The sequence below is a fragment of the Streptomyces sp. NBC_01390 genome, from assembly GCF_045040105.1.
Classification (GTDB): domain Bacteria; phylum Actinomycetota; class Actinomycetes; order Streptomycetales; family Streptomycetaceae; genus Streptomyces.
On record NZ_CP109551.1, the window covers coordinates 8379762 to 8405715 of the forward strand.

Here is a 25954-nt window from a genome sequence, read left to right on the forward strand (position 1 = left end):
CAGGCGTGCACGCGAACGGCTCCTGGTCATGACGATGCCTGACCAGGAGCCGTTCGCGTGTCCGTCGCACGTTCGATCGAAACTTGGACTCAAGTGCGCATACCGTGATCCGTAATCAGTCAAGTGAGCGGCGAATCTCGGCAGCTTGGGGTAGTGAAGGAAGCAAATGCGTTCCCAGAACGGTCAGTTGTGGTGCTGAATGGGAAGTGCGGGGATACGCAACGGCGCACGCCCGGCACAGCGGGAGGGGTGTAGCGCCAACTCGCGGCTGAGAGGGGTTTGTTCGTGCCTGCTTTCCCACACAGCACCTCACCGGCGACACCAGCGGTAGCGATCCCACCATCACTGGCCTTACCGGTGATCGAGGCGGCGTTTCCCCGGCAACTGCACCCGTATTGGCCCCGACTGCAGGAGAAGACCAGGGCCTGGCTGCTGGAAAAACGTCTCATGACACCGGACAAGGTCGCAGAATATGCCGACGGCCTTTGCTACACCGACCTCATGGCCGGCTACTACCTCGGCGCCCCGGACGACGTACTCCAGGCGATAGCGGACTACAGCGCCTGGTTCTTCGTCTGGGACGACCGCCACGACCGTGACATCGTGCACGGCCGGCCCGCCGCCTGGCGGCAACTCAAGGACCTGCTCCACTCCGCGCTGGACGCACCCGGGCTCTATCTCCACCACCGGGATCCGCTGGTCGCGGGGTTCGCGGACAGTGTGCTGCGCCTGTACTCGTTCCTGGGCAGGAGGTGGAACGCCCGCTTCGCGCGGCACTTCCACGCGGTGATCGACGCCTACGACCGTGAATTCCGCAACCGTACAAACGGAACGGTGCCGAAAGTCGAGGAATACCTCGAGCTGCGGCGGCTCACCTTCGCACACTGGATCTGGACCGACCTCCTGGAACCGAGCGCGGGATGCGAACTCCCCAACATGGTGAGGAAGAACTCCGCATTCCGTCGGGCGGCGCTGCTGAGCCAGGAATTCGCCGCCTGGTACAACGACCTCTGCTCACTTCCGAAGGAGATCGCGGGCGACGAGGTGCACAATCTCGGGATCAGTCTCATTCGGCACGAGGGGCTGACACTTGAGGAGGCCATCGCGGAAATCAGGAGGCGGGTCGACAGCGCCGTTATCGAATTCCTTGCGGTGGAACAGGAAGTGTGCCGATTCGCCGCATCCCTCGACGACGGCAGCGTGCGAGGAAAGGAAACGAGCAGGGCCGTGAGCGCCTGTCTCGACAACATGCGGAACTGGTTCAGTTCCGTCTACTGGTTCCACCACGAGTCGGGCCGCTACATGGTCGACAACTGGGACGACCGCTCCACACCCCCGTACGTCAACAACGAAGCGGCAGGTGAGAAATGACCGTCGAATCAGTACGCCACGCATCCCCGGCGACCGGGGAGCTGCCCGATCCGCCCTTCGCGGGCGGCGGTGTCCCGCTCCTCGGGCACGGCTGGCAGCTCGTCCGCGACCCCCTGGGCTACTTCGCCCGGCTCCGCGACCACGGCGACGTCGTACGGCTGAAACTCGGCCCCAAGACGGTGTACGCCGCCACCGCGCCGGAACTGGTCGGGGAACTCGCCCTCAACCCGCACTACATCATCGGCGGCCCGCTGTGGGAGTCCCTCGAAGGGCTGCTCGGCAAGCAGGGCGTGGCCACCGCCAACGGGCCCACCCACCGGCGTCAACGGCGCACCATCCAGCCCGCGTTCAGGCTGGACGTCCTCCCCGAGTACGGGCCGATCATGGAGGAGGAGGCGCAGGCGTTCGCCCGGCGCTGGCAGCCCGGCGAGGTCATCGACACCACTGCCGAGTCCTTCCGGGTCGCGGTGCGCATCGCGGCCCGCTGTCTGCTGCGCGGCGACTACATGGACGAGCGCGCCGAACGGCTGTGCGCCGCGCTCGCCACCGTGTTCCTCGGGATGTACCGGCGCATGGTGATCCCGGCGGGACCGCTCTACCGGCTTCCCCTGCCGGCCAACCGCAAATTCGACCGGGCCCTGGCCGATTTGCATCTCGTCGTCGACGAGATCGTGGCCGAACGCCGGGCATCCGGTCAGAATCCGGACGATCTGCTGACGGCCTTGCTGGCGGCGAAGGACGAGAATGGCGACCCCATAGCCGAACAGGAGATCCACGATCAGGTCGTCGCCATAGTCACGCCGGGGGCCGAAACCGTCGCCTCCACGATCATGTCGCTGCTCCAGGTACTCGCCGAGCAGCCGGAACACGCGGACAAGGTGGCTGAAGAGGGCGAATCCGTCGCGGGTGACCGCCCGGTCGCATTCGCGGACGTCCGCGAGCTGGCGCACACGAACAATGTCGTCGTCGAGACGATGCGTTTGCAGCCGCCCGTATGGATATTGACCCGGAGGGCGGTGGCCGAGACCGAGCTGGGCGGCTATCGGATTCCGGCCGGTGCCGATCTCGTGTACAGCCCGTACGCGATACAGCGCGATCCGCGTTCGTACGAGCGGAACACCGAGTTCGACCCTGACCGCTGGCTTCCGGAACGCGTCAAGGACCTGCCCAAGTACGCGATGACCCCGTTCGGCGTGGGCAATCGCAAGTGTCCGAGTGACCACTTCTCGATGGCCATGCTCACCATTCTCACGGCCGAGCTGGCGAGGAAGTGGCGCTTCGAACGGGTGCCCGGATCGCGGGACGCGCTCCGTGTCGGCATCACCCTGCACCCGGACCGGATGCTCCTGCGGGCGACACCGCGCTGAAGCGGCCCGGGTGGTCGAGCGGACGTGCGTTCAGGCGGCCTCCGGGCCCTTGAACGTACGCCGGTACGCCTGCGGGGTCGTCCCCAGCGACCGTACGAACTGATGGCGCAGCGCCGCCGCGTTGCCGAACCCGGTGCGCCAGGCGATCGCGTCCATCGTCTCGTCCGTCGCCTCCAGCAACTGCTGGGCCAGCAGTACCCGTTGCCGCAGAATCCAGCGGTAGGGCGTGGTGCCGGTCTCCTGCTGGAAGCGGCGGGCGAAGGTGCGGGGCGACATGTGGGCGCGCTCGGCGAGCTGCTCGACGGTCACCTCCTCGTCGAGATGCCGCTCCATCCACACCAGCACCTCCCCGACGGTGTCGCACCGCGACCGGGGCAGGGGCCGCTCGATGTACTGGGCCTGTCCGCCGTCCCGGTGTGGCGGTACGACCATCCGCCGGGCGATGGCGTTGGCGACCTCGGGCCCGTGCTCCAGCCGTACGAGGTGCAGACAGGCGTCGATCCCGGCGGCCGTACCGGCGGAGGTGATCACCGGCCCCTCGTCGACGTACAGCACGTCCGGCTCGACCAGGACCCGCGGATAGCGCCGGGCCAGTTCCTCCGCGTGCCGCCAGTGCACCGCGCACCGCTTGCCGTCCAGCAGCCCCGCGGCGGCGAGCACGAAGGCCCCGGAGCAGACGCTGAGCACCCGGGCCCCGCGCGCCACGGCCCGCCGCAGCGCGTCCAGCAGCTCCGGCGGGTACTCCCGGTTCACATAGGTCTGCCCGGCCGGTACGGCGATCAGGTCGGCCGTCTCCAGCCGCTCCAGCCCGTGTTCCGTACCCACGGTGAAGCCCGCGTGGGTCGTCAGCGTCGGGCCCTCGGCCGAGGCGACCGCGAAGTCGTACACCGGCAGGCCCTCGTCGCCGCGGTCCAGACCGAAGACCTCGCAGACGACACCGAGTTCGAAGGGATGCACTCCGTCGAGCAGGACGACGGCCACGTTTTCGAGCATGCTGCCAGTGTGCCTCGCCTTTGGCAGGAAATCGAGGGTGTGCGGCAGTCCTGCCACTGACGGTCAGGAGTGTTCAGGTCGAGACTGATGTCCATGAACACAGCAGCGGACAACATCGTCGGAATCCTCCTCGCCGTCGCGATCTTCGTGGCCCTCGCCCTGCCGTCCCTGATCGGCCTGGCGCGCGACCGGCGCATCGACCGTCAGATCCGCGAGGCCCAGCGGGCTCGCCGCGAGGACGGGCCGATCGGCCCCACGGAGCGTCCCGCCCGGCGGCGCCTCTACTTCACCACCACGGCGACCCACCACTCCTGAATCCCCCGGCAGGAGACCTGGCCGGGCTGGGCGTCGCACAGCGGACGCGTGGACTCCAGCCGGGTCCTGCCCGCCGACACGGCCTCGAAGGCGGCGCTCGCGTCGCCGGGTCGAAGGACGATCCCGCTGTTGGTGGCCTCCAGGCCGGCGCCGCTCGCGGTGAGCGGCTTCCAGGGCCGCTCGGAGGTTCCGTCCAGGCTGACGCGGACCGTGTCACCCACCGTCAGGCACACCGTACGGCCGCTGTCGCGGGCGCCGAGCGTCGTCGTTGCCGGACAGCCCGTAGGACTTGGCGTCGGGCTCGTCGTCGGACTCGCACTCGGGCTCACGTTCGGACCCGTGGTCGGGCTCGTCGTGGAGGGGGCCGACACGCTGTTGCCGCCGCCCTCGCCCGTGTCGCTCCGGTCGGCGCAGCCTGCGAGGGCGATGGTGACGGTGACGGTGAGTGCCGAGAGGGTGAGGGTCGTGCGGCGGATCGTTCGACGCATGGGGGAGCCTCCTTCTTCCGTTCGACGGGTGACCCACACGTTCGGATCCCACACCGGATCCCGCACTGAAGCCCCGGCCGCGAAGGCGGCGACCGGGGCTTCGGTGCGGAGCGGTGGTCAGCTGGTCGTGACGGCTGTGTCGTCGAGGACGAAGCTGGTCTGGAGCGAGGAGTCCTCGACACCGCTGAACTTCAGCGCGACGGTGGAGCCGGCGTACGACGAGAGGTCGAAGGACTTCTGGACGTAGCCCGAGGCGGCGTTGAGGTTCGAGTACGTCGCCAGGGTGGTCGATCCGGCGGTGACAGTCAGCTTGTCGTAGGCGGTGCTCGTGGAGGTCTCCTTGGTGTCGACGTGCAGGTAGAAGGTGAAGGTGGCCTTGCAGCCGCTGGGCACGGTCACCGACTGGGACAGCGTGTCGGTGTGCGCGGAGCCGTACCCGTCCAGCCAGGCGTAGTACGACCCGGCGTGCGCCGCCTCACTGGTGGAGTTGCTGATGACGCTGCTGGAGGCGGTCCAGGTGGTGTTGCCCGACTCGAAGCCGGGGTTGCCGAGCAGCTGGGACGAGGTGCAGGTGCTGCTGCTCGACCCGACGGTCCAGCTGAAGGAGGCGGAGCCGGAGGCACCGGTGCTGTCCTTCGCGGTGACGGTGACCTGGTACGTGCCCGCGGTGGACGCCGTACCGGAGATCAGGCCGGTCGAGCTGCTGATCGACAGCCCGGTCGGCAGACCGGTCGCGCTGTAGGTGAGGGCCGCCCCCGCACTGTCGGACGCGCTGATCTGCAGGCTGACCGCGCTGCCGGTCGTGGTCGACCGGCTGCCCGGGTTGGTGACGGTCACCGTGTTGCCCGTGCTGGTGCCCGAGGTGAAGGCCGTGGTGCCGTTGGGGGTGCCCCAGCCGGTCGGACCGTCGTAGCCGGTGGCCGCGGTGCAGAAGTACGAGGTGGTGCAGGAGCCGTTGTTGCCGCTGGTGACGTCGTACAGGTTGCTCGTGTGGCTGTAGGGGTACTTCGCCGGGTAGTCACTGGAACCCGGGGTGCCGGCCAGCGCGTACACGCCCGCGATGATCGGCGCCGAGGCGCTCGTACCGCCGTAGACGGCCCAGCCGGAGCCGCCGTAGGTGTCGTAGACGGCCACACCGGTGGCGGGGTCGGCGACGGCGGAGACGTCCGCCTCCATGCGCTTGGTGCACCCGGTGTCGGTCTGCCAGCTCGGCTTGGGGTCGTACGCCGAGCAGCCGGACCCGGTTCCCTCCGTGCTGCTGGTCTTCCACACGGACTCGGTCCAGCCGCGGGAGTTGGAGGAGGTGGAGAGGGCGGTGCCGCCAACGGCGGTCACGTACTGGGAGGTTGCCGGGTACTCGGCGCCGTAGGCGCTGTCACCCGAGCTGACCGTGATCGCGACACCGGGGTGCTTGAAGTACGAGGTGTCCTCGGTGGTCTGGGAGGACGCCTCGGAGCCGCCCCAGCTGTTGGAGACGAACTTCGCACCGAGCGACACGGCCTCGTTCTCGGCGATGCCGAGGTCGGAGTCGTTGGCGGAGGTGGCCTCGACGAGGATGATGTTGCAGTTGGGGCAGACGGCGCTGACCATGTCGAGGTCGAGCGCCTCCTCGCCGGCCCAACCGGTGTCGTTGGTCGGCAGCGAGGTCGTCGAGCCGGTCTGACTGACCTGCTTGAAGCAGCCGCTGGCCTTGGTGCAGGCGGACAGGCCGTACTGCGAACGGTAAGTGGCGAGGTCCGCCTCGGCGTTGGGGTCGTTGTACGCGTCGACGACGGCAACTGTCAGGCCGGAACCGCCCGTTGACGGGAGGTTGTAGGCGCTGTGCAGGTTGGCCGGGCTGAGCCCGGAGGGCGCGGCGGCGGCCGCGGCGGCCAGCCGCTGCTTGATGTCGGTGCGGCGCTGGGCGAAACAGGAGACGTGACCGGGCTCGGCGGTGGCGCACAGATGCGTGGTCGGCACCTTCTGGCCGGCCTTGCCGGTCGAGTGGAACGTCTGCCGGTCCGGGGAGGTGAGGGCCCTGGAGTTCTGGGTGACGTGGGAGGTGGGCGCGGCTGCGTGCGTGACAGTTCGCGCTGCGGGCGCGGCGTGCGCCGGCGCCGCGACGAGTCCGGCGAGGCTGAGGGCGAGGGCGGGAGTGGCGACGACCAGGAGTCTTCGCAGGCTCCGGCGGGGCTTGTCTGTGCGTGTTTTACGCATGGGGGTACTGCCTCCGTCGTTGGAGTGGGGTTCTCGACGCTGGTGGCAGGCCTGTGACGCGCGTAGCGGCAGCAGTGCGCGATTTCGTCAGGGGCATGACACTTGAACGTTCTGTGATGCCGATGTGCGCATGACAGGATCGCCAGAAAAGTAGCCGGGGCCGACGAGACCGGAACAGACGTCCCGGAAGAACTTTGCCGCTCCATAGAAGGTCCATGGACGGCCGATGGGCGGTCCATGGACGAGACCTCGCGCTTGATGGTGCGGTCCTTACCGTTCGGTAAGGACCGCACCATCAGTGACGTGACGTCAGAAATCCTCGTTGAGGTCGACCGTGCCCTCCACGGCCACCTGGTACGCCGACGGGCGCCGCTCGAAGAAGTTGGTCAGTTCCTGGACACCCTGCAGCTCCATGAAGGAGAAGGGGTTCTCCGAGCCGTACACCGGGGCGAAGCCCAGGCGCGCCAGCCGCTGGTCGGCGACGCACTCCAGGTAATGGCGCATCGACTCGGTGTTCATACCCGGCAGACCCTCACCGCACAGGTCCCGGCCGAACTGCAGCTCCGCCTCGACCGCCTCCCGCATCATGTCGGTCACCTGCTGCTGGAGCTGCTCGTCGAACAGCTCCGGCTCCTCCTTGCGGACGGTGTCGACCACCTCGAACGCGAAGCTCATGTGCATCGTCTCGTCCCGGAACACCCAGTTGGTGCCGGTGGCGAGACCGTGCAGGAGACCCCGGCTGCGGAACCAGTAGACGTAGGCGAAAGCACCGTAGAAGAACAGGCCTTCGATGCACGCGGCGAAGCAGATCAGGTTGAGGAGGAAACGGCGGCGGTCGGCCTTGGTCTCCAGTCGGTCCAGCTTCTCGACCTCGTTGATCCACCTGAAGCAGAACTCGGCCTTCTCGCGGATGGACGGGATGTTCTCCACCGCGTCGAAGGCGGCGGCCCGGTCCGCCGGATCGGGGAGATAGGTGTCGAGCAGCGTCAGATAGAACTGGACGTGCACGGCCTCCTCGAAGAGCTGCCGGCTCAGGTAGAGCCGCGCCTCGGGGGAGTTGATGTGCTTGTAGAGCGTCAGCACCAGGTTGTTGGCCACGATCGAGTCGCCCGTCGCGAAGAACGCGACCAGCCGGCCGATCATGTGCCGCTCACCCTCGGACAGCTTCGCCAGGTCGGAGACGTCCGAGTGGAGGTCGACCTCCTCGACGGTCCAGGTGTTCTTGATGGCGTCCCGGTAGCGCTCGTAGAAGTCCGGGTAGCGCATGGGACGGAGGGTCAGCTCGAAGCCCGGGTCGAGAAGGTTCTTCTCGGTCTTCTCAGGTGCGGTGGTCATTACTGGCAGGCCTCGCAGGACTCGGGGTTCTCAAGGGAGCAGGCGACGGCGTCGGGGTCGGCGACCTGCTGGACGGGGACGGTCTTCTCGGCCTGTGCCTGCGCGGCGCGGGCGATGCGGGTCGCCGGGCGTGAGCGCAGGTAGTACGTCGTCTTCAGGCCCGACTTCCAGGCATACGCGTACATCGACGACAGCTTGCCGATCGTCGGCGTCTCCAGGAACAGGTTCAGGGACTGCGCCTGGTCCAGGAACGGCGTCCGGGCGGCGGCCATGTCGATGAGGCCGCGCTGCGGGATCTCCCACGCCGTGCGGTACAACGCCCGTACGTCGGCCGGGATCCAGGCGAAGTCCTGCACCGAGCCGTTCGACTCGCGCAGCGCCTCCCGGGTGCGGGCGTCCCACACGCCGAGGTCCTTCAGCTCCCGTACCAGATACGAGTTGACCTGGAGGAACTCGCCGGACAGCGTCTCGCGCTTGAACAGGTTGGACACCTGCGGCTCGATGCACTCGTACACGCCGGCGATCGAGGCGATGGTGGCGGTGGGCGCGATCGCCAGGAGCAGGGAGTTGCGCATCCCGGTCGAGGCGATACGTGCCCGCAGCGCCGACCAGCGCTCGGGCCAGTTCAGCTCGACGTCGTAGTGGTCGGGGTGCAGCACACCACGGGCGGTACGGGTCTTCTCCCAGGCCGGCAGTGGACCGTTGCGCTCGGCGAGGTCGGCGGAGGCCTCGTACGCGGCGAGCATGATCCGCTCGGCGATCCGCGTGGAGAGGGTCTTGGCCTCGGGCGAGTCGAAGGGGACGCGCAGCTGGAAGAAGACGTCCTGGAGGCCCATGGCGCCCAGGCCGACCGGGCGCCACCGGGCGTTCGAGCGGCCCGCCTGCTCGGTCGGGTAGAAGTTGATGTCGACGACCCGGTCGAGGAAGGTGACGGCGGTACGGACCGTCTCGTCCAGCCGCTCCCAGTCGATGTCACCGGCCGCCGTGTCGACGAACGCCCCGAGGTTCACGGAACCCAGGTTGCAGACCGCCGTCTCCCCGTCGTCCGTGACCTCCAGGATCTCCGTGCACAGGTTCGAGGAGTGGACGACACTGCCCGGCTCGGCCGTCTGGTTGGCGGTGCGGTTGGCCGCGTCCTTGAAGGTCATCCAGCCTTGGCCGGTCTGCGCGAGGGTACGCATCATGCGGCCGTACAGATCGCGGGCCGGGATGGTCTTCCGGGCGAGCCCGGCCTCCTCGGCCGCGCGGTAGGCGGCGTCGAACTCGGCGCCCCACAGGTCGACCAGTTCGGGCACGTCGGAGGGGGAGAAGAGCGACCAGAGGGCGTCCGTGTCCACCCGGCGCATGAACTCGTCCGGGATCCAGTGCGCGAGGTTCAGGTTGTGCGTACGGCGGGCGTCCTCACCCGTGTTGTCGCGCAGCTCCAGGAACTCCTCGATGTCGGAGTGCCAGGTCTCCAGGTAGACCGCGGCGGCACCCTTGCGCCGGCCGCCCTGGTTCACGGCGGCGACGGAGGCGTCCAGCGTCTTCAGGAACGGCACGATGCCGTTGGAGTGCCCGTTGGTGCCCCGGATCAGCGAACCGCGGCTGCGGATACGGGAGTACGACAGCCCGATGCCACCGGCGTGCTTGGAGAGCCGGGCGACCTGGTGGTAGCGGTCGTAGATGGAGTCCAGCTCGTCGACGGGGGAGTCGAGGAGGTAGCAGGACGACATCTGGGGGTGCCGGGTACCGGAGTTGAAGAGGGTGGGGGAGGAGGGGAGGTAGTCGAGGCGGCTCATCAGCCGGTAGAGCGCGGCGACCTCGTCCAGCGCCCGCACGGTGTCGTCCTCGGCGAGACCGCTCGCCACCCGCAGCATGAAGTGCTGGGGCGTCTCGACGACCCGGCGGGTGATCGGGTGGCGCAGAAGGTAGCGGCTGTACAGCGTGCGCAGCCCGAAGTACCCGAAGCGGTCGTCGCCCTCGATGTCGATCAGGGCGTCGAGACGGTCCGTGTGCAGCCGGACGAACTCGGCGGTGCGGTCGGCGATCAGGCCCTCCCGGTGCCCGACCGCGACCGACTCGGAGAAGGAGGTGACGCCCTGTGAGGCGGCCTCCGCTGCGATGGTGACGGTCAGTAGCCGGGCGGCCAGCCGGGAGTAGGCGGGGTCCTCGGAGATGAGGCCGGCCGCCGCCTCGGTGGCCAGCTCGCGCAGCTCCGACACGTCGGCCCGCGCGGACCGGCCGCGCAGCGCGGCGGCGGCGACCCGGCCGGGGTCGGCGTCGGGAAGGTCGGCGGTCAGCTCGGTCAGGGTCCGCAGCAGCGCGGTACCAGGACCGTCCGTCTCGACTGCGGCCTCTGGGGTCGCTGAAGCCGGTTCGGCTGGCGCGATGGTCACAGGGGGGCTCTCCCTCGCTCGGCACGGGGCCTTGCGGAGGGCAGCGGGGCACACGGACGCCTTACGGGCACGCGTGCGTCCACCGGCCCACTCCACGAGGCCCGGACGTCAGGCACCCGGACCGGTCGGCCGGGCACACCGTCGGCAGGTCCTCGGACTGGCCAAGCGCACAAACGTGCACGAGTACACCGTTGCGGGACAGTTCCGGATTCACACCGGATTCCCCTGCGGCGACAGCGAGCACGAGCATACATCTTGTGCTCACCCGTCACGCCACCCCCAGATGTTGTGTCGGGGCGGTTTCAGAGCGTCAGCTGACAGCCGATCAGGGCGAGTTCGTCCGGTGTGGCGGGAGACTTCCGTCCAGCCCGGGTGCGGACGAAACCCGATGTTCCCGGACGCCCCGCGTGGTGCCGGACGCCCGGGTTGCGAAGCGCGCCCGGAGTGATTCCATGGAAGTGACCGTCGGCGCCGCGCGAATCCTCTCCCGCCGGCCCTCCGTCCCGGGAACCGCTTTCGGAACTCGCAGGGAGAACGCCATGACGAGGGTTGTCCGCCGTCCGCCCTGCAAGGAGCGACCGCGCGACGCGCCGATGGCCACCCTCGCCCTCAGACGGGCGGGACACCGGGTCGGCCACGGGTTCGTCGGCCGCTGGCACTCCCTGACGATCCGTCTGGAGGCCCGCCGAGGTGCCACCCGCCCCAGGAAATGGCGCCGATGGCTCTCCTACGCCAACGTCACCAGGACGATCTGGCTGGTCGCCGTGCTGGCGTTGCTCGCCTGGGTCGGGGAGGGCCTGTTCATCTTCATCACGCACGACACGACCGGCTTCGAGAAGTGGCGGCAGGGCAACGAGGGGTTCGAGACCGTCTTCAAGTTCGTCGGTCCGATCCTCGCCGCCTCGATCGCCGCCGCGCTCTTCCTGTTCTGGTGGTACCGCTGGACCAAACGGCGCTATCTCACCAAGACGCTGCGGGATCCGCGCCGGCTGGTGCCCACCGCCGGATACGACACCGCCGAGGTCGTGGGCCGCGAGGACATCGCCCAGGTCATCGCCGAGCGGCTGCGGGAGCGCGACACCCGGCGGCCGTATCTGCTCGTCGGCGGCGTCGGAGCGGGGAAGACCGCGGTCCTCGTACGGCTCACCGAACTCCTGGCCCGCCAGAACGCGGTACCGGTGCCGGTCAGGCTGAGGGACGCGGCCGACGGCGCCGACCTGAGCTTCGAACGCCTGGCGAGGCAGCGCTTCGCGCAGGAGGCGCCCAAGGGCATTCTGGCGCGCAGCAAGACCGACCGGGTGTGGCAGCAACTCCTCGCCGACGACAAGCCGGTCGTCCTCGCCGACGGTCTGGAGGAAGCCCTTCTCGACGACGGCGGGCAGCAGAACCGGGACAACGTCATCCGCCGGGCCATCGAGCGCGCCCGCGAGGAGAAGCTGCCCCTGGTCATCGCATCCCGGCCGCACAGCCCGTTGGAGACCACCTCGGCTGCGATCGTGGAGCTGGAACCGCTCAGTGAGGAGGCGGCGCTGCGCTTCGTCGCGGCGGGCGTACCGGAGACCGACGAGCGCCGGGTGGACTGGATCGTGGAGACGGCGGAGGTGACGGAGTCGCCGATCTACCTCCAGATCGCCCGGGAACTCCATCGGCGGGGAATCCTGGAGCACGACCGTCCAGGCGACGACCCTCGGCACATGAACACCCGCAGCCGCGACCGCGCGACCCTGCGGCTGTGGCTGATGGAGACCTGGACCGAGGCGCTGTGCGAGGGAAAGCTGCGCGAGGACGTCGCGCTGTCCCCGCAGGAGCGTCGCGACACGCTCGAAGTGGTCTCGGCCCTGGCCTGCGTCGGACTGCTCCAGGACAAGCTGGAGGTCGGCTTCGCGGAGCTGCTCGACCCGGACATCCTGCACCCGGGCCCGGCACGGCGCGCGCGGGCCCGAGCCGAGCACCTGTGGGCCGGCCGCGGCTTCGACCAGTACGGCAAACGCGGTAACACCCTCACCGACTGGCATCGGCGCCGGATCTGGAACGCGTTGTGCGAGCGGCTCGGCGACGCGGAACGCAGGCGGCTGCGCGAGGGCAACCTGGACCAGTGTCATGCCGTCCTCGCGCGCTTCGCGGCCCACGCGAACAAGCTCCGACTGGTGGAGGGGTCCGAGCACAGAGTTCGCTTCCCGCACAGCATCATCCAGGCCTACTTCGGCTGTCGCCTGCTGAACCACCTGGGCGAGCGGGAAGCCGGCGACCTGGCCGAGCAGTCGCTCCAGCCGCCCGGTCCCAGCCGTGAACTGCTCATCGCCCTCGTCCTGCTGTCCCGTCACTCGGCGGCGAACCCTCCCGAGCGGGGCCACGGTGTGCGGGCGGAGCTGCGGAAGGAGATCGCGGAACTGGTACGGCAGGCGCCGGTGAGGGGTCGCCCGCTCGCTCATCGGCTGTGTGCCGCCGCGGGCCTCCGCACCGACGACCCCAAGGCCCTGGACCTCTACGCGGCCGCCCTGGAGATCGAGAGTGCCGAGGACGACCCGCGAAAGCTGATCGAGATCGTCACCGCGGTGCGCGAACACTGGGCCGACATCAAGGGGGACCGGAGCACCCTGCGGGACGCCAAGCGCAGAGTGCTCAAACAACTGGGTGCCGCGCTGCGGAAGGTCTCCGCCCGTATCGACACCACCCCGCTGTACTGGGAGCTCTTCCGACTGGGCATCCAGGAACCCTCCTACTCCATCCGCCTGGTCGCGGCCCAGGAGTTCGGCACCGGCGGCAACGCGGCGTTCGCCGTGATCCGCGAGCGGGTCGGCCTGAACAGCGACCCCGTGAAGGAGTACAACGACCGGCTGGACAAGCTGAAGGCGTGGAAGAGACAGGAGTACGTGGCCTGGTCCGCCCGCATGGGGCAGGCGCGGGCGGACCGTACGTCCCCGGGGGGCGTGTCGGCCGAGGACATGGGGCGGCTGCAGAAGGACCGCAAGGAACTGAACCGGCACTACCACGAGCAACGGGTCGATCTGTTCCGGGAGTTCGTGATGCGGGCCTGGATGCTCCCGATGCTCCTGGGTTCCGTCGACGAGGCCCACCGCGACGAGGCCAAGGAACGCCTCGCCAAGTGGCTGCGCCACCTCGATCCGGAGTTCACCGGCGGTGCCCCCGATCTGCCGCTCGCCCTGGAGGTCGCACTGGCCCAGGGCTTCAAGTACGCGGCCAACCGACGCCAACGGCACCCGAACACCTACCTGGACGGCCGCGGCGACCTGATCCGTCAGGCGGAGACCGTGCTCCAGCAGTCACGCTGCTGGTACGCGCAGCTCAGCCTGCTCCAGGCACTGTGCCTGTGGGAGCTCCCGGACAACGCCGGCGGCCGACCCGACGGGCACCATCCGTCCCAGCAGCTGGGCGGGGCCACCGCCGTGCAGACGGTGAAACGCTGGCTGTCGATGGCGGGCAGGGTGAACGCGGCGCCGGGGCACCCGGACCAGCCCGGCGAACCGGCCCGGCGGTGCCTGCATCCGTTCGTCGCCGAGGCCGGTTACCTGGCTGCCCTCGCCCTGGAGACCGGACAGCCCGAGCGGTTCCTCTGGATCGACGAGAAGGGCATCGCCGACAACATCGGCGCCCGTGCGGGCAGCACCGGCCAATACCGCAGGCACAGCCTGTGGATTCCGCCCTCGGTCGGCTGGAGCACCCTCGACCCGCGCGCCCAACGTCTCGTCGCCGACGTACTGGTGATGCTGAACCTCGTCGAACGGGACGGGCACCCCGACGAGGTCGAGGAGCGCCTGGCCCGCATGGAACAGCCCGGAGTGTCGTTGCCGCCGTGCATCCGCACGGACCGGGAGCCGCTGTGTCCCGGGCTGCGTATCGGCACGTCCACCCCGCCCGCACCGGGCTCGACCTGTCTGCCCGACTGCACGTTCCAGCTCTGCCCGTACCCTCCCCGGGGCGGCCTGCCCCGGGGAGAGATCCGCGAGCCGTTCTGCCGTCAGCAACAGGCTCTGCTGCCCGGCAGCGTCCGGCGCTGGCTCCCCCGGGGGCTGCGGAGGAAGACCCCGCACTGGGTCGGCATGCGGGTCCGCGAACTGGACCACTTCTGGGACGCGATGGCCAGACGGACGCGGGACTAGGTTCGGACCGGAACCTTCCGGCCGGTCCCGCGCCTTCAGTGGCCGGCGCCCGCCGTGGCCGGCGGCAGCTCCACCGCCACGCCCGGATCCCCCGCGTCGGCCGTGTAGTCCGACGCCACCGTCTCGTCCACACCGTCCGGCGCCTTCAGCGCCTTCAGCACGAAGGTGAGGACCACCGTGACGACGACGTTCAGGACGAACGCCGTCAGGCCGATGTAACCGATCTCACCGATCCCGGGGATCTCCTTCGCGCTGCCACCGAAGTGCTTCTGCGTCGGAGACGCGACCCCGTACGCCGCCAGCGTGCCGTACAGCATGCCGACCGCCCAGCCGGCCAGCAGGGCCCAGCGGTGGAACCAGCGGGTGAACAGGCCGCCGACGAGGGCCGGGAAGGTCTGCAGGATCCAGATGCCGCCCAGCAGCTGGAAGTTGATGGCGACCGTCTTGTCCATCGTCAGGACGAAGATCAGCGCGCCCACCTTCACCAGGAGCGAGACCAGCTTGGAGACCTTGGTCTCCTGCGCCGGTGTCGCGTCGGGCTTGAGGAAGTCCTTGTAGATGTTGCGGGTGAAGAGGTTCGCCGCCGCGATGGACATGATGGCCGCCGGGACGAGCGCCCCGATGCCGATCGCCGCGAAGGCCACGCCCGCGAACCACGACGGGAACATGTCCTCGAAGAGCTGCGGGATCGCCAACTGCGGGTTGGTGACCTTGACTCCGGCCGCGATCGCCATGAAGCCCAGCAGGGCGAGCAGCCCGAGCATCAGGGAGTACAGCGGCAGGATCGTGGTGTTGCGGCGGATCACCTCACGGCTCCTGGAGGAGAGCGTCGCCGTGATCGAGTGCGGGTACATGAACAGCGCGAGCGCGCTGCCCAGCGCCAGCGTGGCGTAGGTCCACTGGCCGGCCTCGGCCGGGACCAGGGCGCCCGCCTTCGCGGCGGTGTACTTCTCGCTCGCCGCGCCGAAGACCTCGTCGAAGCCGCCCAGTTTGATCGGGATGTAGATGATCGCCACCGCGATGACGATGTAGATCAGCGTGTCCTTCACGAACGCGATCAGGGCGGGTGCCCTGAGGCCGGAGGAGTACGTGTAGGCCGCCAGCACGCCGAACGCGATCAGCAGCGGGAGGTCCTTCACGAACCAGTTGGTGTTCTCGCCGCCGCCGACGCCCATGACGTCGAGGACCGCCTGGATGCCGACCAGTTGGAGCGCGATGTACGGCATGGTCGCGAGGATGCCGGTGACCGCCACCGCCAGCGAGAGGCCCTTCGAGCCGAAGCGGCCGCGCACGAAGTCCGAGGTGGTGACGTAGCCGTGCTTGTGGGAGACCGACCACAGGCGGGGCAGGAACGTGAAGATCAGCGGGTACACCAGGATCGTGTAGGGCACCGCGAAGAAGCCGGCCGCGCCCGCCGCGTAGATCGCCGCCGGTACGGCCACGAAGGTGTACGCGGTGTAGAGGTCGCCGCCGAGCAGGAACCAGGTGACCCAGGTGCCGAACGACCGTCCGCCCAGGCCCCATTCGTCGAGGCTGTGCTCGTTCTCGGCCTTGCGCCAGCGCGCGGCCATGAAGCCGACGACCGTGACGGCCAGGAAGAAGATGATGAAAACGGTGAGTGCCACGCCGTTCACGCCGTCGTTCACGCGTCCGCACCACCCTTCGTGGCGGCACGGGCGCGCTGGTCGCGCCGCCAGAGCTGGTAGGCCGTCATCGTCAGCGCGGTGGACACGAACACCCACAGCATCTGGTACCAGTAGAAGAACGGGATGCCGATGAACGCCGGATCGACCTTCGCGTACGAACCGACCCACAGCATCGCGACAAAGGGTGCGAAGAGGCAGAGCCCGATGACGACGCGCATCGGAGTCACCACCGGTGGTTCCGCCACAGGTTGTCTCACTTCTGGCGCTTCTGACATGTCACAGCTCCGTCCCCTCACTGACTGCCTGCGATTCCCTGTGATCGCTTGTGCAACGCGCAGGAAATCTACGGGACGGCCCCGCTTTATGGAACCGTGCCTGTCCGCTGATCAGGGGTGGGTTCTGTGGTTGCCCAACAGCCCTAGTCGATGGGCCGCTTGAGCCGTGCCACGAACTTGTACCGGTCCCCCCGGTAGACCGACCGCACCCACTCCACCGGCTGCCCGGTCCTGTCCAGTGAGTGCCGGGACAGCATCAGCATCGGCAGGCCCACGTCGGTACCGAGCAGGCCGGCCTCGCGCGGGGTGGCCAGGGAGGTCTCGATGGTCTCCTCGGCCTCCGCGAGGTGGACGTCGTACACCTCGGCGAGAGCCGTGTAGAGGGAGGCGTACTTGACGAGCGACCTGCGCAGGGCGGGGAAACGCTTCGCGGAGAGATGGGTGGTCTCTATGGCCATCGGCTCGCCGTTCGCCATCCGCAGCCGCTCGATCCGCAGGACGCGCCCGCCCGCCGTGATGTCGAGCAGCTCGGCGAGGGTGTCGTCGGCGGTGATGTAGCCGATGTCGAGGAGCTGCGAGGTGGGTTCCAGGCCCTGGGCGCGCATGTCCTCGGTGTACGACGTGAGTTGCAGCGTCTGGGAGACCTTCGGCTTGGCGACGAAGGTGCCCTTGCCCTGGATGCGCTCCAGCCGGCCCTCGACGACCAGTTCCTGGAGAGCCTGGCGGACGGTGGTGCGGGAGGTGTCGAACTCCGCCGCCAGCGTGCGCTCGGGCGGGACCGGGGTGCCGGGCGCCTGGGTCTCCGTCATGTCGAGCAGATGCTTTTTCAGACGGTAGTACTTGGGCACGCGCGCGGTACGGACGGTAGGCCCACCCTCGTTCTCCGCACTGCTCACCTCGGTGCTCATGCTCCGCCTTCCCGGCTTCCGCAGCCGCTACGGCCGGCGTCCCGCCGGTCCACGTTCACATCGTGGCACGACCGGCGCCGCGATTGACCTGTGAATGGTCTCGTCGGGCCTTCGCGCGCTTGGTGATCCCTCTGTATACCTTCACGCCCCCTGTTGGTCTAGTCCACCGCAGGGAAAGTCCCGCCCAAGCTCGCGCCCCGGTGCTCCCGAGAAGTGGTCTACCTCGAATCAGAGAGATGTGCAGGCTATTTCCGCCACTTTCTTACTTAAAGGTTCCTGTATATGTAGCTCGTATAACGGCTGGTCAAAGGCGTTCCTACCCCCTTGACACCCTGTTTGGTCTGAGCCAAGCTCCGCCTACTGGTCTACACCATTGGTCCAGCTCCCAGAGGAGGTTGGCGTGAAGCGCAAGCTGATAGCCGCGATCGGTATCGCGGGCATGATGGTCTCCATCGCGGCATGCGGGGACAGTGACGGCGGCAGCTCGGACAACACCGGCGCCGACGCCAAGGAGCTGACCGTCTGGTTGACCGTGGACGCGCAGAACAACTGGCCCGAGCTGGTGAAGGCCGCCGACGCCACGCTGACGAAGGCGCACCCCGGCATCAAGATCAACCACGAGTACTACGGCTGGCCCGACAAGAACGCCAAGCTCGACGCCGTCCTGGCCACCGACAAGGCCCCCGACGTGGTCGAGATGGGCAACACCGAGATGCTCGGCTACATGGTCAAGGGCGCCTTCGCCCCCCTCGACCCGGCGAAGTTCGAGAACTCCGCCAACTGGCTGGACGGCCTCAAGGCCTCCGTCACCTACGACGGCAAGACCTACGGCGTCCCCTACTACGCCGGTGGCCGCGTCGCCAACTGGCGCAAGGACGTGGCGGCTTCGGTCGGCATCAAGTCGGTGCCGAAGACGTACGCCGAACTCACCTCCGACCTGGACAAGATCCAGAAGAAGGAGGGCGGCAAGTACAACGCCTGGTACCAGCCCACCCGCGACTGGTACGCCGGTATGTCCTTCGTGTACGACGCCGGCGGCTCGATCGCCGAGGAGTCGGGCGGCCAGTGGAAGGCGACCCTCTCCTCCCCGGAGTCCGTCAAGGGCCTCACCGAGTTCAGACACGTCATCGACAAGTACATGCACGGCGACAAGACCAAGGACGAGTCCGACCGCTACATCGTCTACGGCCAGGGCAAGACGAGCATGATCTTCGCCGCCGCCTGGGAGGGCGCGACCGCGGAGACGCCGGAGAACGACAAGACCGGCAAGCTCAAGGGCAACACGGAGAACTTCGTGATGCCCGGCCCGTCCGGCAAGAACATGCCGGTGTTCCTGGGCGGTTCGGACCTCGCCGTGCCGGTGAAGTCGAAGGCACAGACGGTCGCCGCCGAGTGGATCAACGCCTACACCGGAGCGAGCGGCCAGAAGGGCCTGATGGCCAAGGGCAACCTGCCCAACAACAAGACCGACCTCGCCACCCTGAAGAACGACCCGGCCACGGCGGTCCCGGCCACGGCGGCGGAGTCCAACTGGTTCGTGCCGATGGCACCGGGCTGGGGCCAGGTCGAGAAGGCCCAGATCCTCCAGACGCTGCTGCAGAACATCGGCACCGGCAAGGAGACGGTCGAGGCCGCCGCGAAGGAAGCGGACGCGGCGATCGACAAGGTCATCAACACCAAGTAGCGACCCGACGCGGGGCCCTGTCACGGGGAGGGCCCCGCTCGCCCGCCACCTGAAGAACCTGTTCGACAGCAACGACCGTACGACCTGAGGGACCGCTGAGGAGCGCGCGGATGAGTGCCGCTGACACGACCACACCTGCCAAGCTGCCGCCGTCGACACGGCACGCGCCGCCGTCACCGCCGACCGGCACGGACGGGCCGCCCACAAGACGGCCCTCGAAGGCCACCGCCGCGATTCCCTGGGCCCTGCTGGCGCCCTGTCTGCTGATCCTCGCGCTGGTCCTCGGCTACCCCCTCGTACGTCTGGTCACCCTGTCGTTCCAGAAGTTCGGGCAGTCCCAGCTGTGGGGCTTCCAGCCGGCCGAGTCGGTGGGCTTCGCCAACTTCAGCACCGTGCTCGGCGACAGGGAGTTCTGGGACGTCGTCGTCCGCACCATCGTCTTCGCCGGTGGCTCAGTGGTCCTCACGATGGTCGCCGGCATGCTGATCGCACTGCTGCTCCAGCGGGTCAGCGGCTGGATGAAGACGCTCGTCAACATCGTCCTGGTGGCCAGCTGGGGCATGCCGATCATCGTGGCGACCACCGTCTTCAAGTGGCTGTTCGACTCCGACTACGGGATCATCAACGCCCTGCTGAGCAAGCTCCCGGGCGTCGAGATGATCGGCCACAACTGGTTCGCGAGCGGACCGCAGGGCCTGGCCGTGATCATGCTGCTCGTCGTCTGGGGCGCGGTGCCGTTCGTGGTCATCACGCTCGGCGCGGGGCTGACCCAGGTCCCGAAGGAACTGGAGGAGGCGGCCCGGCTGGACGGCGCGGGCGCCTGGGGCGTGTTCCGTTACGTCACCCTCCCCATCCTCAAACCGATCGTCGTGATGCTCACGACCCTGTCGGTCATCTGGGACATGGGCGTGTTCCCCCAGGTCTTCGTCATGCGGGGCGGCCACCCGGAGGCCGAGTTCCAGCTCCTGACCACCTACTCCTACGACCGCGCCTTCGCCGTCAACGACTACGCCCAGGGGTCGGCGATCGCACTGCTCACCGTGGTGCTGCTGCTCGGTGTCGTGGCCGTCTACATGCGCCAGATGCTGAAGATCGGAGACGTCGAATGACCACCATGAGCACTGCCGCTGTCTCCCGTCCCCGGAAGTCGAAGGCCGGCTGGAACCTGCTGGGCCTGTTCGTCTTCCTGACGGTCGGCTTCCCCGTCTACTGGATGCTGAACACGGCGATCAAACCGGCGAAGGACGCGATCGACCCCGACCCGAGCCTGCTGCCGACGGGCTTCACCCTCGCCAACTTCCGCCGCGCGCTGAACATCGCCGACTTCTGGGGCCCCGTCGGCCGCAGCCTCATCGTGTCCCTGACGGTGGTCGTGATCGGCATCGTGGTGGGCATGCTCGCGGCCCTCGCCATCTCGCGCTTCGCCTTCCGCGGCCGGAAGATCGTCATCGTCGGCATTTTGGCCGTGCAGATGGTCCCCCTGGTCGCGATGATCATCCCCGTGTTCCTGCTGCTCAACGACCTCGACCAGTACGACCGGCTGTCCGGCCTGATCATCACCTACCTCACCTTCATCCTTCCGTTCACGGTGTGGACCCTGCGCGGCTTCATCGTCAACATCCCGAAGGAGCTGGAGGAGGCCGCGATGGTCGACGGCTGCTCCCGCACCACCGCCTTCCTCCGCGTGGTCTTCCCCCTCCTCGCTCCCGGCCTGGTCGCCACCTCGGTCTACGGCTTCATCCAGGCCTGGAACGAGTACCTGTACGCCCTGATGCTGATGAGCCAGAAGAACCAGACCGCCACCGTCTGGCTCGGCAACTTCACCACCAAGCACGGCACCGAGTACGCCCCGATGATGGCCGGCTCCACGATGATGGCCGTGCCGATCGTCGTCCTTTTCCTCCTCGTCCAGCGCAAGATGGCCGCGGGCCTGACCGCGGGCGCCGTGAAGGGATAACCCCCACCGATGACGACCCTCGCCCGCCGCCCCGACACACTCACCCGTGACGCGCTCACCGTCCTCCAGCCCGGCTTCACCGGCACCACCGCCCCCGACTGGCTGCTGCGCCGCCTCGGCGAAGGCCTCGCCTCCGTGGGCCTGTTCGGCCGCAACATCACCTCCCCCGACCAACTGGCCGCCCTCACCGCCCGGTTGCGCGCCGAACGCGACGACGTCCTGGTCGCGATCGACGAGGAGGGCGGCGACGTCACCCGCCTGGAGGTCCACACCGGCTCCTCCTTCCCCGGCAACCACGCCCTGGGCGCGGTGGACGACGTCCAGCTGACCGAGCAGGTGGCACACGAACTCGGCCACCGCCTCCGTTCCTGCGGGGTCAACCTCAACTGGGCCCCGTCGGCGGACGTCAACTCCAACCCCGCCAACCCCGTCATCGGCGTCCGCTCCTTCGGCGCCGACCCGGAGCTGGTCGCCCGCCACACCGCGGCCTACGTCACCGGTCTCCAGGCCGCGGGCGTCGCCGCCTGCACGAAGCACTTCCCGGGTCACGGCGACACGTCGGTCGACTCCCACCACGCCCTCCCGCGCATCGACGCGAGTCGCTCCGTGGTCCTCGACCGCGAGCTGTCCCCGTTCCGCGCGGCGATCGCCGCCGGCACCAGGGCGGTGATGAGCGCCCACATCCTGATTCCGTCGCTGGACCCGGACCGCCCGGCGACCCTCTCCCACCCCGTCCTCACCGACCTCCTCCGGGGCGAACTCGGCTACACCGGCCTGATCGTCACCGACGGCATGGAGATGCGGGCCATCGCCGACACCTACGGCATCGAACGCGGCAGTGTCCTCGCCATCGCCGCCGGTGCCGACGCCATCTGCGTGGGCGGCGGCCTCTCGGACGACGAGACGGTACGCCGTCTGCGCGACGCCCTGGTCAAGGCCGTACGCGCCGGTGAACTCCCGGAGGAACGCCTGGCGGACGCGGCGGAACGCGTCAGGACCCTGGCCCGCTGGACGGCGGCACCGCGGGAGCCCGCCGCTGCCACGGGGTCCACCGACATCGGCCTCCAGGCCGCCCGACGCGCCCTGGAGACGACGTATCCGGCGGGCTCGGCCCCCTTCGAACCCCTCCGGGAACCCCCGTACGTGGCCGCCTTCACCCCGGTGGCGAACTTCGCCGTCGGCAACGAGACCCCCTGGGGTGTGGCGGCCGAGCTGGTACGTCTGCTGCCCGGCACCCGTACCGGAACCTTCACCGGCGAGGAGGCGGCCCGGGCGGCCCTGACCGAGGCGGGCCCGAGCCGCGTCGTCGCGGTGGTCCGCGACGAACACCGTCACCCGTGGATGTCGGCGGCCCTGGACACGCTCCTCACCGCCCGCCCCGACACGATCGTCGTCGAGATGGGCGTCCCCCAGTCCCCCCGCCGAGGCGCCGCCCACCTGGCGACCCACGGCGCGGCCAGAGTCTGCGGACGCGCGGCGGCGGAGATCATCGCGGGGGAGTGACCCGTACGACGACGAAGGCGCCGGTCCCCTCGGAAGGGGACCGGCGCCTTCGTCGTCAGGCCTGTTCTCTCGGCGCCAGCCACTCCTGCAGCTCGATCAGGTTCCCCTCCGGGTCCGCCAGGTGGGCGACCCGCATCCGGTCGCCCATCGGACCCGGGCCCCGGAGGAACTCCGCGCCCCGTGAGGAGAGCTCGGCGTGGACGGCGTCCAGGTCATCCACCCGCAGCACCACCAGCGCGCGGTGCCCGTCCGGCTCCGCCCCCAGCCGCTCCAGCAGGCCGGCCATCTGCGCCCGGTCCTGCAGCGCGATCGCGGCGTGCCCGGTGTCCGGGCTGAGCTTGGCGTACGGGCCGCTCTCGGCCTCGAACTGCGGCTTCAGCCCGAGCACGTCCCGGTAGAAGCGGTAGACAGCGGGGAAGTCGGACACCAACAGGCGTATCTGGGTGAGTTCCATACGGATCTTTCTAGCCCAGGTCCTGCCCAGTTCCCTGCCCGGGTTCCGGTCGGCCCTTGTTCGCCGCGTCGGAGACATGGGAGACCTAGATCCCTTGCCAGTCGGGCTTGTTGACGAAGGTGTGCCGGAAGTAGTCGGCCAGCTTCAGCTTCGAAGCGGCTCCCTCGTCGACGACCACCGTGGCATGCGGGTGCAGCTGGAGCGCCGACGCCGGACACACCGCCGCGACGGGCCCCTCCACCGTCGCCGCCACCGCGTCCGCCTTGCCCTCGCCCGTCGCGAGCAGCACCAGGTGGCGCGCCTCCAGGATCGTGCCGATGCCCTGCGTGATGACGTGATGGGGGACCTGGCCGATGTCGCCGTCGAAGAACCGCGCGTTGTCGATCCGGGTCTGCTCGGTCAACGTCTTGATCCGGGTCCGGGAGGCGAGTGAGGAGCACGGCTCGTTGAACCCGATGTGTCCGTCGGTCCCGATCCCCAGCAACTGGAGGTCGACCCCGCCGGCCTCCGCCAGCGCCCTGTCGTACGCCTCGCACGCTCCCCGTACGTCCTCGGCGGTCCCGTCGGGCCCGATGAACGCGTCCATCCCGATCCCGAGCGGCTCCAGCACCTCGCGCCGCAGCACCGAACGGTACGACTCCGGATGGTCGGCCGGCAGCCCCACGTACTCGTCGAGCTGGGCTATGCGTGCTCGGGACATCACCACGGCGCCGGAGGCCGCCCGGGCCGCGAGCGCCTGGTAGACGGGCAGCGGGGTCGAGCCGGTGGCCACGCCGAGCAGCGCGGTCGGCTTGTGCCCGAGCAGCTGTGCGATGGCCCCGGCGATGAGCTCGCCACCCGCCTTGGCGTCCGGAACGATGACAACTTCCACGCTGGGCCTGCCGATCTGGAGAAGCGCTCATGAGGCGTACGGGGGAACGGTGTGGTTTAGACCAATCTAACAGAACGGGGTTTCCCGGCCCAGGCTCCCGGACGGTGAACGGCCGGTGAACCTCGCGGCCGATGATGCTCGCGGAAATTGCCCCGGCGATCCGGCCCCGCACATGAACCAACAAGGCTAGGCTGGATGGTGGATGCTGGGACGTCCGACTAGTTCCAACGGGCGAGCTTGAGGCATCCCGACTACTCGCGAACCCACAGCGACAAACATTCTCCGACGCATGGACACGGCTTGTGGTCTAGTCCACAATGCGTAGAGAAGCGTACGATCGATCAGCTGTACGCACGACCAGAGCCTCCGTCTTCCCCGCACAGGAAGACGGATCGAGGAACCGGGGCTCTCTGCCCTGACTGCGCCGGCTCCTCATCCATCGGCCGACCGGGACCGCACACCCCACGGCCGTTGCTGCTCCGGGCTGCGGTGCCGGGAGGGCTGAGGGTCCCTCCCAGGCGCCGCGGCCCGCGGGTGTTTCCGGGCCGCTTCGAGCCCCGCCCCCAGCCACGGTTTCCGGCCAGGTCCAGGCCGACGGGTACGCTCGCACACGTGCCCTCCATGAACGAACTCGTACGCCAGCACACCGCGCTCAGCGACTCCGACCTGGAGTGGCTGCACCTGCTGGTGTCGGAGTGGCAGCTGCTCTCCGACCTCTCCTTCGCCGACCTCGTCCTGTGGGTTCCCACCCGCGACGGCACCCGCTATGTCTCGGTCGCCCAGATGCGGCCGAACACCGGCCCGACCTCGTACCAAGACGACATGGTCGGCCATCTCGTCCCCCGTGGCCGCCGCCCCCTGCTGGACGCGGCCCTGGACGAGGGCCGGATCGTGCGCGAGGGCGACCCGGAATGGCGCGAAGAGGTCCCTGTCCGGGTCGAGTCGATCCCCGTGCGCCGCGAAGGGCGTGTCCTCGGGGTCATCGCGCGCAACACCAACCTCCTCACCGTCCGGACCCCGAGCCGCCTGGAACTGACGTATCTCCAGAGCGCCTCCGACCTCGCCCAGATGATCGCCGCCGGATCGTTCCCCTTCTCGAACCAGGTCGTCGACATGGACGCCTCGCCGCGGGTCGGCGACGGACTGATCCGGCTCGACGCCGACGGCATCGTCCAGTACGCCTCACCCAACGCGCTGTCGGCGTACCACCGGCTCGGCCTCGCCTCCGACCTCGTCGGCCAGCACCTGGGCGTCACCACGGCCGAACTCGCTCCGTCCCGGGGGCCGGTGGACGAGGCGCTCTCCAAGGTCGCCAGCGGCTGGGCGCCGCGCGAGTTCGAGATCGAGTCCGTCGACGGGGTCATCCAGTTCCGCGCCATCCCCCTCAAGCCCAAGGGCACGCGCATCGGTTCACTCGTCCTGCTCCGCGACGTCACCGAACTGCGCCGTCGCGAACGTGAGTTGATCACCAAGGACGCGACCATCCGGGAGATCCACCACCGCGTCAAGAACAACCTTCAGACGGTGGCCGCGCTCCTGCGCCTCCAGGCTCGGCGCATCGAGTCGGAGCGTGGACGCGAGGCCCTGGAGGAGGCCGTACGGCGGGTCGGGTCCATCGCGATCGTGCACGAGACGCTGTCTCAGAACCTGGACGAACGCGTGGAGTTCGACGAGATCGCCGACCGCGTCCTCGCGATGGTCTCCGAGATCTCGCCGGGCGCGGTCACCGCCCGGCGCAGCGGGCGGTTCGGCATTCTCGACGCCGAGGTCGCCACCCCGCTCTCCATGGTGCTGACCGAGATCCTGCAGAACGCCCTGGAGCACGGCTTCGGACCCGGTGACACCGGCTCGGTCGAGGTCTCGGCGGTCCGGGGCGGCACGACCAAGGAGTCCCGCCTCCTCGTCACCGTCCAGGACGACGGCGTCGGTCTCCCCGAGGGCTTCGACCCGCACCGCTCGGGCAACCTCGGCCTGCAGATCGTACGGACGCTGGTGGAGGGGGAGTTGGGCGGCACGTTCGACATGGTGCCCGCTCCCGAGCGGGGCACGCAGGTGATCCTCGACATCCCGGTGCGCGCCAGCAAGTAGTCCG

Annotated in this window: 19 protein-coding genes and 1 riboswitch; of the genes, 9 read left to right on the plus strand and 10 right to left on the minus strand. The window is 68.9% G+C overall.

Translation table 11 applies throughout. From position 1 onward, the window contains the following. The first annotated feature begins 285 nt into the window (after positions 1–285). Together cyc1 and OG241_RS37855 are read left to right on the plus strand one after the other, a co-directional pair. A complete protein-coding gene (gene cyc1, locus OG241_RS37850; RefSeq protein ID WP_405821981.1) occupies positions 286–1371 on the plus strand; it encodes an epi-isozizaene synthase in 1086 nt (361 codons plus the stop codon). After that, positions 1368–2738, plus strand: a complete 1371-nt coding sequence (locus OG241_RS37855; RefSeq protein ID WP_405821983.1) for a cytochrome P450 — start codon at positions 1368–1370, stop codon at positions 2736–2738. The genes cyc1 and OG241_RS37855 overlap by 4 nt, the downstream gene beginning before the upstream one ends. A 30-nt stretch (positions 2739–2768) precedes the next feature. Here OG241_RS37855 and OG241_RS37860 read toward each other — a convergent pair whose 3' ends face one another. Continuing rightward, on the minus strand, positions 2769–3731 hold the full coding sequence (locus tag OG241_RS37860; RefSeq protein ID WP_405821985.1) for a GlxA family transcriptional regulator: 963 nt from the start codon (positions 3729–3731) through the stop codon (positions 2769–2771). 93 nt (positions 3732–3824) lie between these two features. On the opposite strand from OG241_RS37860, the gene OG241_RS37865 reads away from it, so the two are divergent. Continuing rightward, positions 3825–4046 carry a hypothetical protein gene (locus tag OG241_RS37865; protein ID WP_405821987.1) on the plus strand — a complete coding sequence of 74 codons (222 nt, stop codon included), beginning with the start codon at positions 3825–3827 and terminating at the stop codon, positions 4044–4046. On the opposite strand, the gene OG241_RS37870 is transcribed toward OG241_RS37865, so the two are convergent. The 4 genes from OG241_RS37870 to OG241_RS37885 all read right to left on the minus strand — a co-directional run bounded on the left by OG241_RS37870 (position 4013) and on the right by OG241_RS37885 (position 10443). Beyond that, positions 4013–4534 (minus strand): hypothetical protein, encoded by a 522-nt coding sequence (locus tag OG241_RS37870; protein ID WP_405821989.1) that lies wholly within the window; start codon positions 4532–4534, stop codon positions 4013–4015. The genes OG241_RS37865 and OG241_RS37870 overlap by 34 nt on opposite strands. A gap of 117 nt (positions 4535–4651) precedes the next feature. Beyond that, positions 4652–6730 (minus strand): putative Ig domain-containing protein, encoded by a 2079-nt coding sequence (locus OG241_RS37875; protein WP_405821991.1) that lies wholly within the window; start codon positions 6728–6730, stop codon positions 4652–4654. Positions 6731–7039: 309 nt separating this feature from the next. Continuing rightward, the gene (locus tag OG241_RS37880) at positions 7040–8065 is read right to left on the minus strand and encodes a ribonucleotide-diphosphate reductase subunit beta (protein WP_405821993.1); all 1026 of its coding nucleotides are present in this window, start codon (positions 8063–8065) and stop codon (positions 7040–7042) included. Then, complete coding sequence (locus tag OG241_RS37885) at positions 8065–10443, minus strand: ribonucleoside-diphosphate reductase subunit alpha (RefSeq protein ID WP_405821996.1); 2379 nt, start codon at positions 10441–10443, stop codon at positions 8065–8067. Before OG241_RS37885 ends, OG241_RS37880 begins: the two co-directional genes overlap by 1 nt. A gap of 125 nt (positions 10444–10568) precedes the next feature. Then, positions 10569–10710, minus strand: a riboswitch (cobalamin riboswitch). 272 nt (positions 10711–10982) lie between these two features. Here OG241_RS37885 and OG241_RS37890 point away from each other — a divergent pair. Continuing rightward, positions 10983–14564 carry an ATP-binding protein gene (locus OG241_RS37890; protein ID WP_405821998.1) on the plus strand — a complete coding sequence of 1194 codons (3582 nt, stop codon included), beginning with the start codon at positions 10983–10985 and terminating at the stop codon, positions 14562–14564. Positions 14565–14599: 35 nt separating this feature from the next. Here OG241_RS37890 and mctP read toward each other — a convergent pair whose 3' ends face one another. From mctP to OG241_RS37905, 3 genes are all read right to left on the minus strand, one after another. After that, on the minus strand, positions 14600–16210 hold the full coding sequence (mctP, locus tag OG241_RS37895; protein WP_405822000.1) for a monocarboxylate uptake permease MctP: 1611 nt from the start codon (positions 16208–16210) through the stop codon (positions 14600–14602). Beyond that, positions 16207–16485, minus strand: coding sequence for a DUF3311 domain-containing protein (locus OG241_RS37900; RefSeq protein WP_405822002.1), 279 nt, complete (start codon positions 16483–16485; stop codon positions 16207–16209). The genes mctP and OG241_RS37900 overlap by 4 nt, the downstream gene beginning before the upstream one ends. Positions 16486–16628: 143 nt before the next feature. Beyond that, entirely contained in the window at positions 16629–17393 is a 765-nt protein-coding gene (locus tag OG241_RS37905; protein ID WP_405822004.1) for a GntR family transcriptional regulator, read from the minus strand. 400 nt (positions 17394–17793) lie between these two features. Here OG241_RS37905 and OG241_RS37910 point away from each other — a divergent pair, with 400 nt between their 5' ends. The 4 genes from OG241_RS37910 to OG241_RS37925 all read left to right on the plus strand — a co-directional run bounded on the left by OG241_RS37910 (position 17794) and on the right by OG241_RS37925 (position 22537). Continuing rightward, positions 17794–19077, plus strand: coding sequence for an extracellular solute-binding protein (locus OG241_RS37910; RefSeq protein WP_405822006.1), 1284 nt, complete (start codon positions 17794–17796; stop codon positions 19075–19077). Between the two features lie 110 nt (positions 19078–19187). Further along, complete coding sequence (locus tag OG241_RS37915; RefSeq protein ID WP_405822008.1) at positions 19188–20186, plus strand: carbohydrate ABC transporter permease; 999 nt, start codon at positions 19188–19190, stop codon at positions 20184–20186. Between the two features lie 5 nt (positions 20187–20191). After that, positions 20192–21034 carry a carbohydrate ABC transporter permease gene (locus OG241_RS37920; RefSeq protein WP_405822010.1) on the plus strand — a complete coding sequence of 281 codons (843 nt, stop codon included), beginning with the start codon at positions 20192–20194 and terminating at the stop codon, positions 21032–21034. A gap of 9 nt (positions 21035–21043) precedes the next feature. Beyond that, the gene (locus tag OG241_RS37925; RefSeq protein ID WP_405822012.1) at positions 21044–22537 is read left to right on the plus strand and encodes a glycoside hydrolase family 3 protein; all 1494 of its coding nucleotides are present in this window, start codon (positions 21044–21046) and stop codon (positions 22535–22537) included. 55 nt (positions 22538–22592) lie between these two features. On the opposite strand, the gene OG241_RS37930 is transcribed toward OG241_RS37925, so the two are convergent. After that, positions 22593–22991, minus strand: a complete 399-nt coding sequence (locus OG241_RS37930; protein WP_405822014.1) for a VOC family protein — start codon at positions 22989–22991, stop codon at positions 22593–22595. An 85-nt stretch (positions 22992–23076) separates the two neighbouring features. After that, positions 23077–23862, minus strand: coding sequence for a glucosamine-6-phosphate deaminase (nagB, locus tag OG241_RS37935; protein WP_405822016.1), 786 nt, complete (start codon positions 23860–23862; stop codon positions 23077–23079). Positions 23863–24474: 612 nt separating this feature from the next. Between nagB and OG241_RS37940 the strand changes: the two genes are divergently transcribed. Then, on the plus strand, positions 24475–25950 hold the full coding sequence (locus tag OG241_RS37940) for a sensor histidine kinase (RefSeq protein ID WP_405822018.1): 1476 nt from the start codon (positions 24475–24477) through the stop codon (positions 25948–25950). The last annotated feature ends 4 nt before the right edge of the window (positions 25951–25954 follow it).

Excerpts from the sequence above, each read along its gene's own strand:
- OG241_RS37855 (WP_405821983.1), top strand. The coding sequence starts at position 1,368 with ATGACCGTCGAATCAGTACGCCACGCATCCCCGGCGACCGGGGAGCTG.
- OG241_RS37860 (WP_405821985.1), bottom strand. The coding sequence starts at position 3,731 with ATGCTCGAAAACGTGGCCGTCGTCCTGCTCGACGGAGTGCATCCCTTC.
- OG241_RS37865 (WP_405821987.1), top strand. The coding sequence starts at position 3,825 with ATGAACACAGCAGCGGACAACATCGTCGGAATCCTCCTCGCCGTCGCG.
- OG241_RS37870 (WP_405821989.1), bottom strand. The coding sequence starts at position 4,534 with ATGCGTCGAACGATCCGCCGCACGACCCTCACCCTCTCGGCACTCACC.
- OG241_RS37875 (WP_405821991.1), bottom strand. The coding sequence starts at position 6,730 with ATGCGTAAAACACGCACAGACAAGCCCCGCCGGAGCCTGCGAAGACTC.
- OG241_RS37880 (WP_405821993.1), bottom strand. The coding sequence starts at position 8,065 with ATGACCACCGCACCTGAGAAGACCGAGAAGAACCTTCTCGACCCGGGC.
- OG241_RS37890 (WP_405821998.1), top strand. The coding sequence starts at position 10,983 with ATGACGAGGGTTGTCCGCCGTCCGCCCTGCAAGGAGCGACCGCGCGAC.
- OG241_RS37900 (WP_405822002.1), bottom strand. The coding sequence starts at position 16,485 with ATGTCAGAAGCGCCAGAAGTGAGACAACCTGTGGCGGAACCACCGGTG.
- OG241_RS37905 (WP_405822004.1), bottom strand. The coding sequence starts at position 17,393 with ATGAGCACCGAGGTGAGCAGTGCGGAGAACGAGGGTGGGCCTACCGTC.
- OG241_RS37915 (WP_405822008.1), top strand. The coding sequence starts at position 19,188 with ATGAGTGCCGCTGACACGACCACACCTGCCAAGCTGCCGCCGTCGACA.
- OG241_RS37920 (WP_405822010.1), top strand. The coding sequence starts at position 20,192 with ATGAGCACTGCCGCTGTCTCCCGTCCCCGGAAGTCGAAGGCCGGCTGG.
- OG241_RS37925 (WP_405822012.1), top strand. The coding sequence starts at position 21,044 with ATGACGACCCTCGCCCGCCGCCCCGACACACTCACCCGTGACGCGCTC.
- OG241_RS37930 (WP_405822014.1), bottom strand. The coding sequence starts at position 22,991 with ATGGAACTCACCCAGATACGCCTGTTGGTGTCCGACTTCCCCGCTGTC.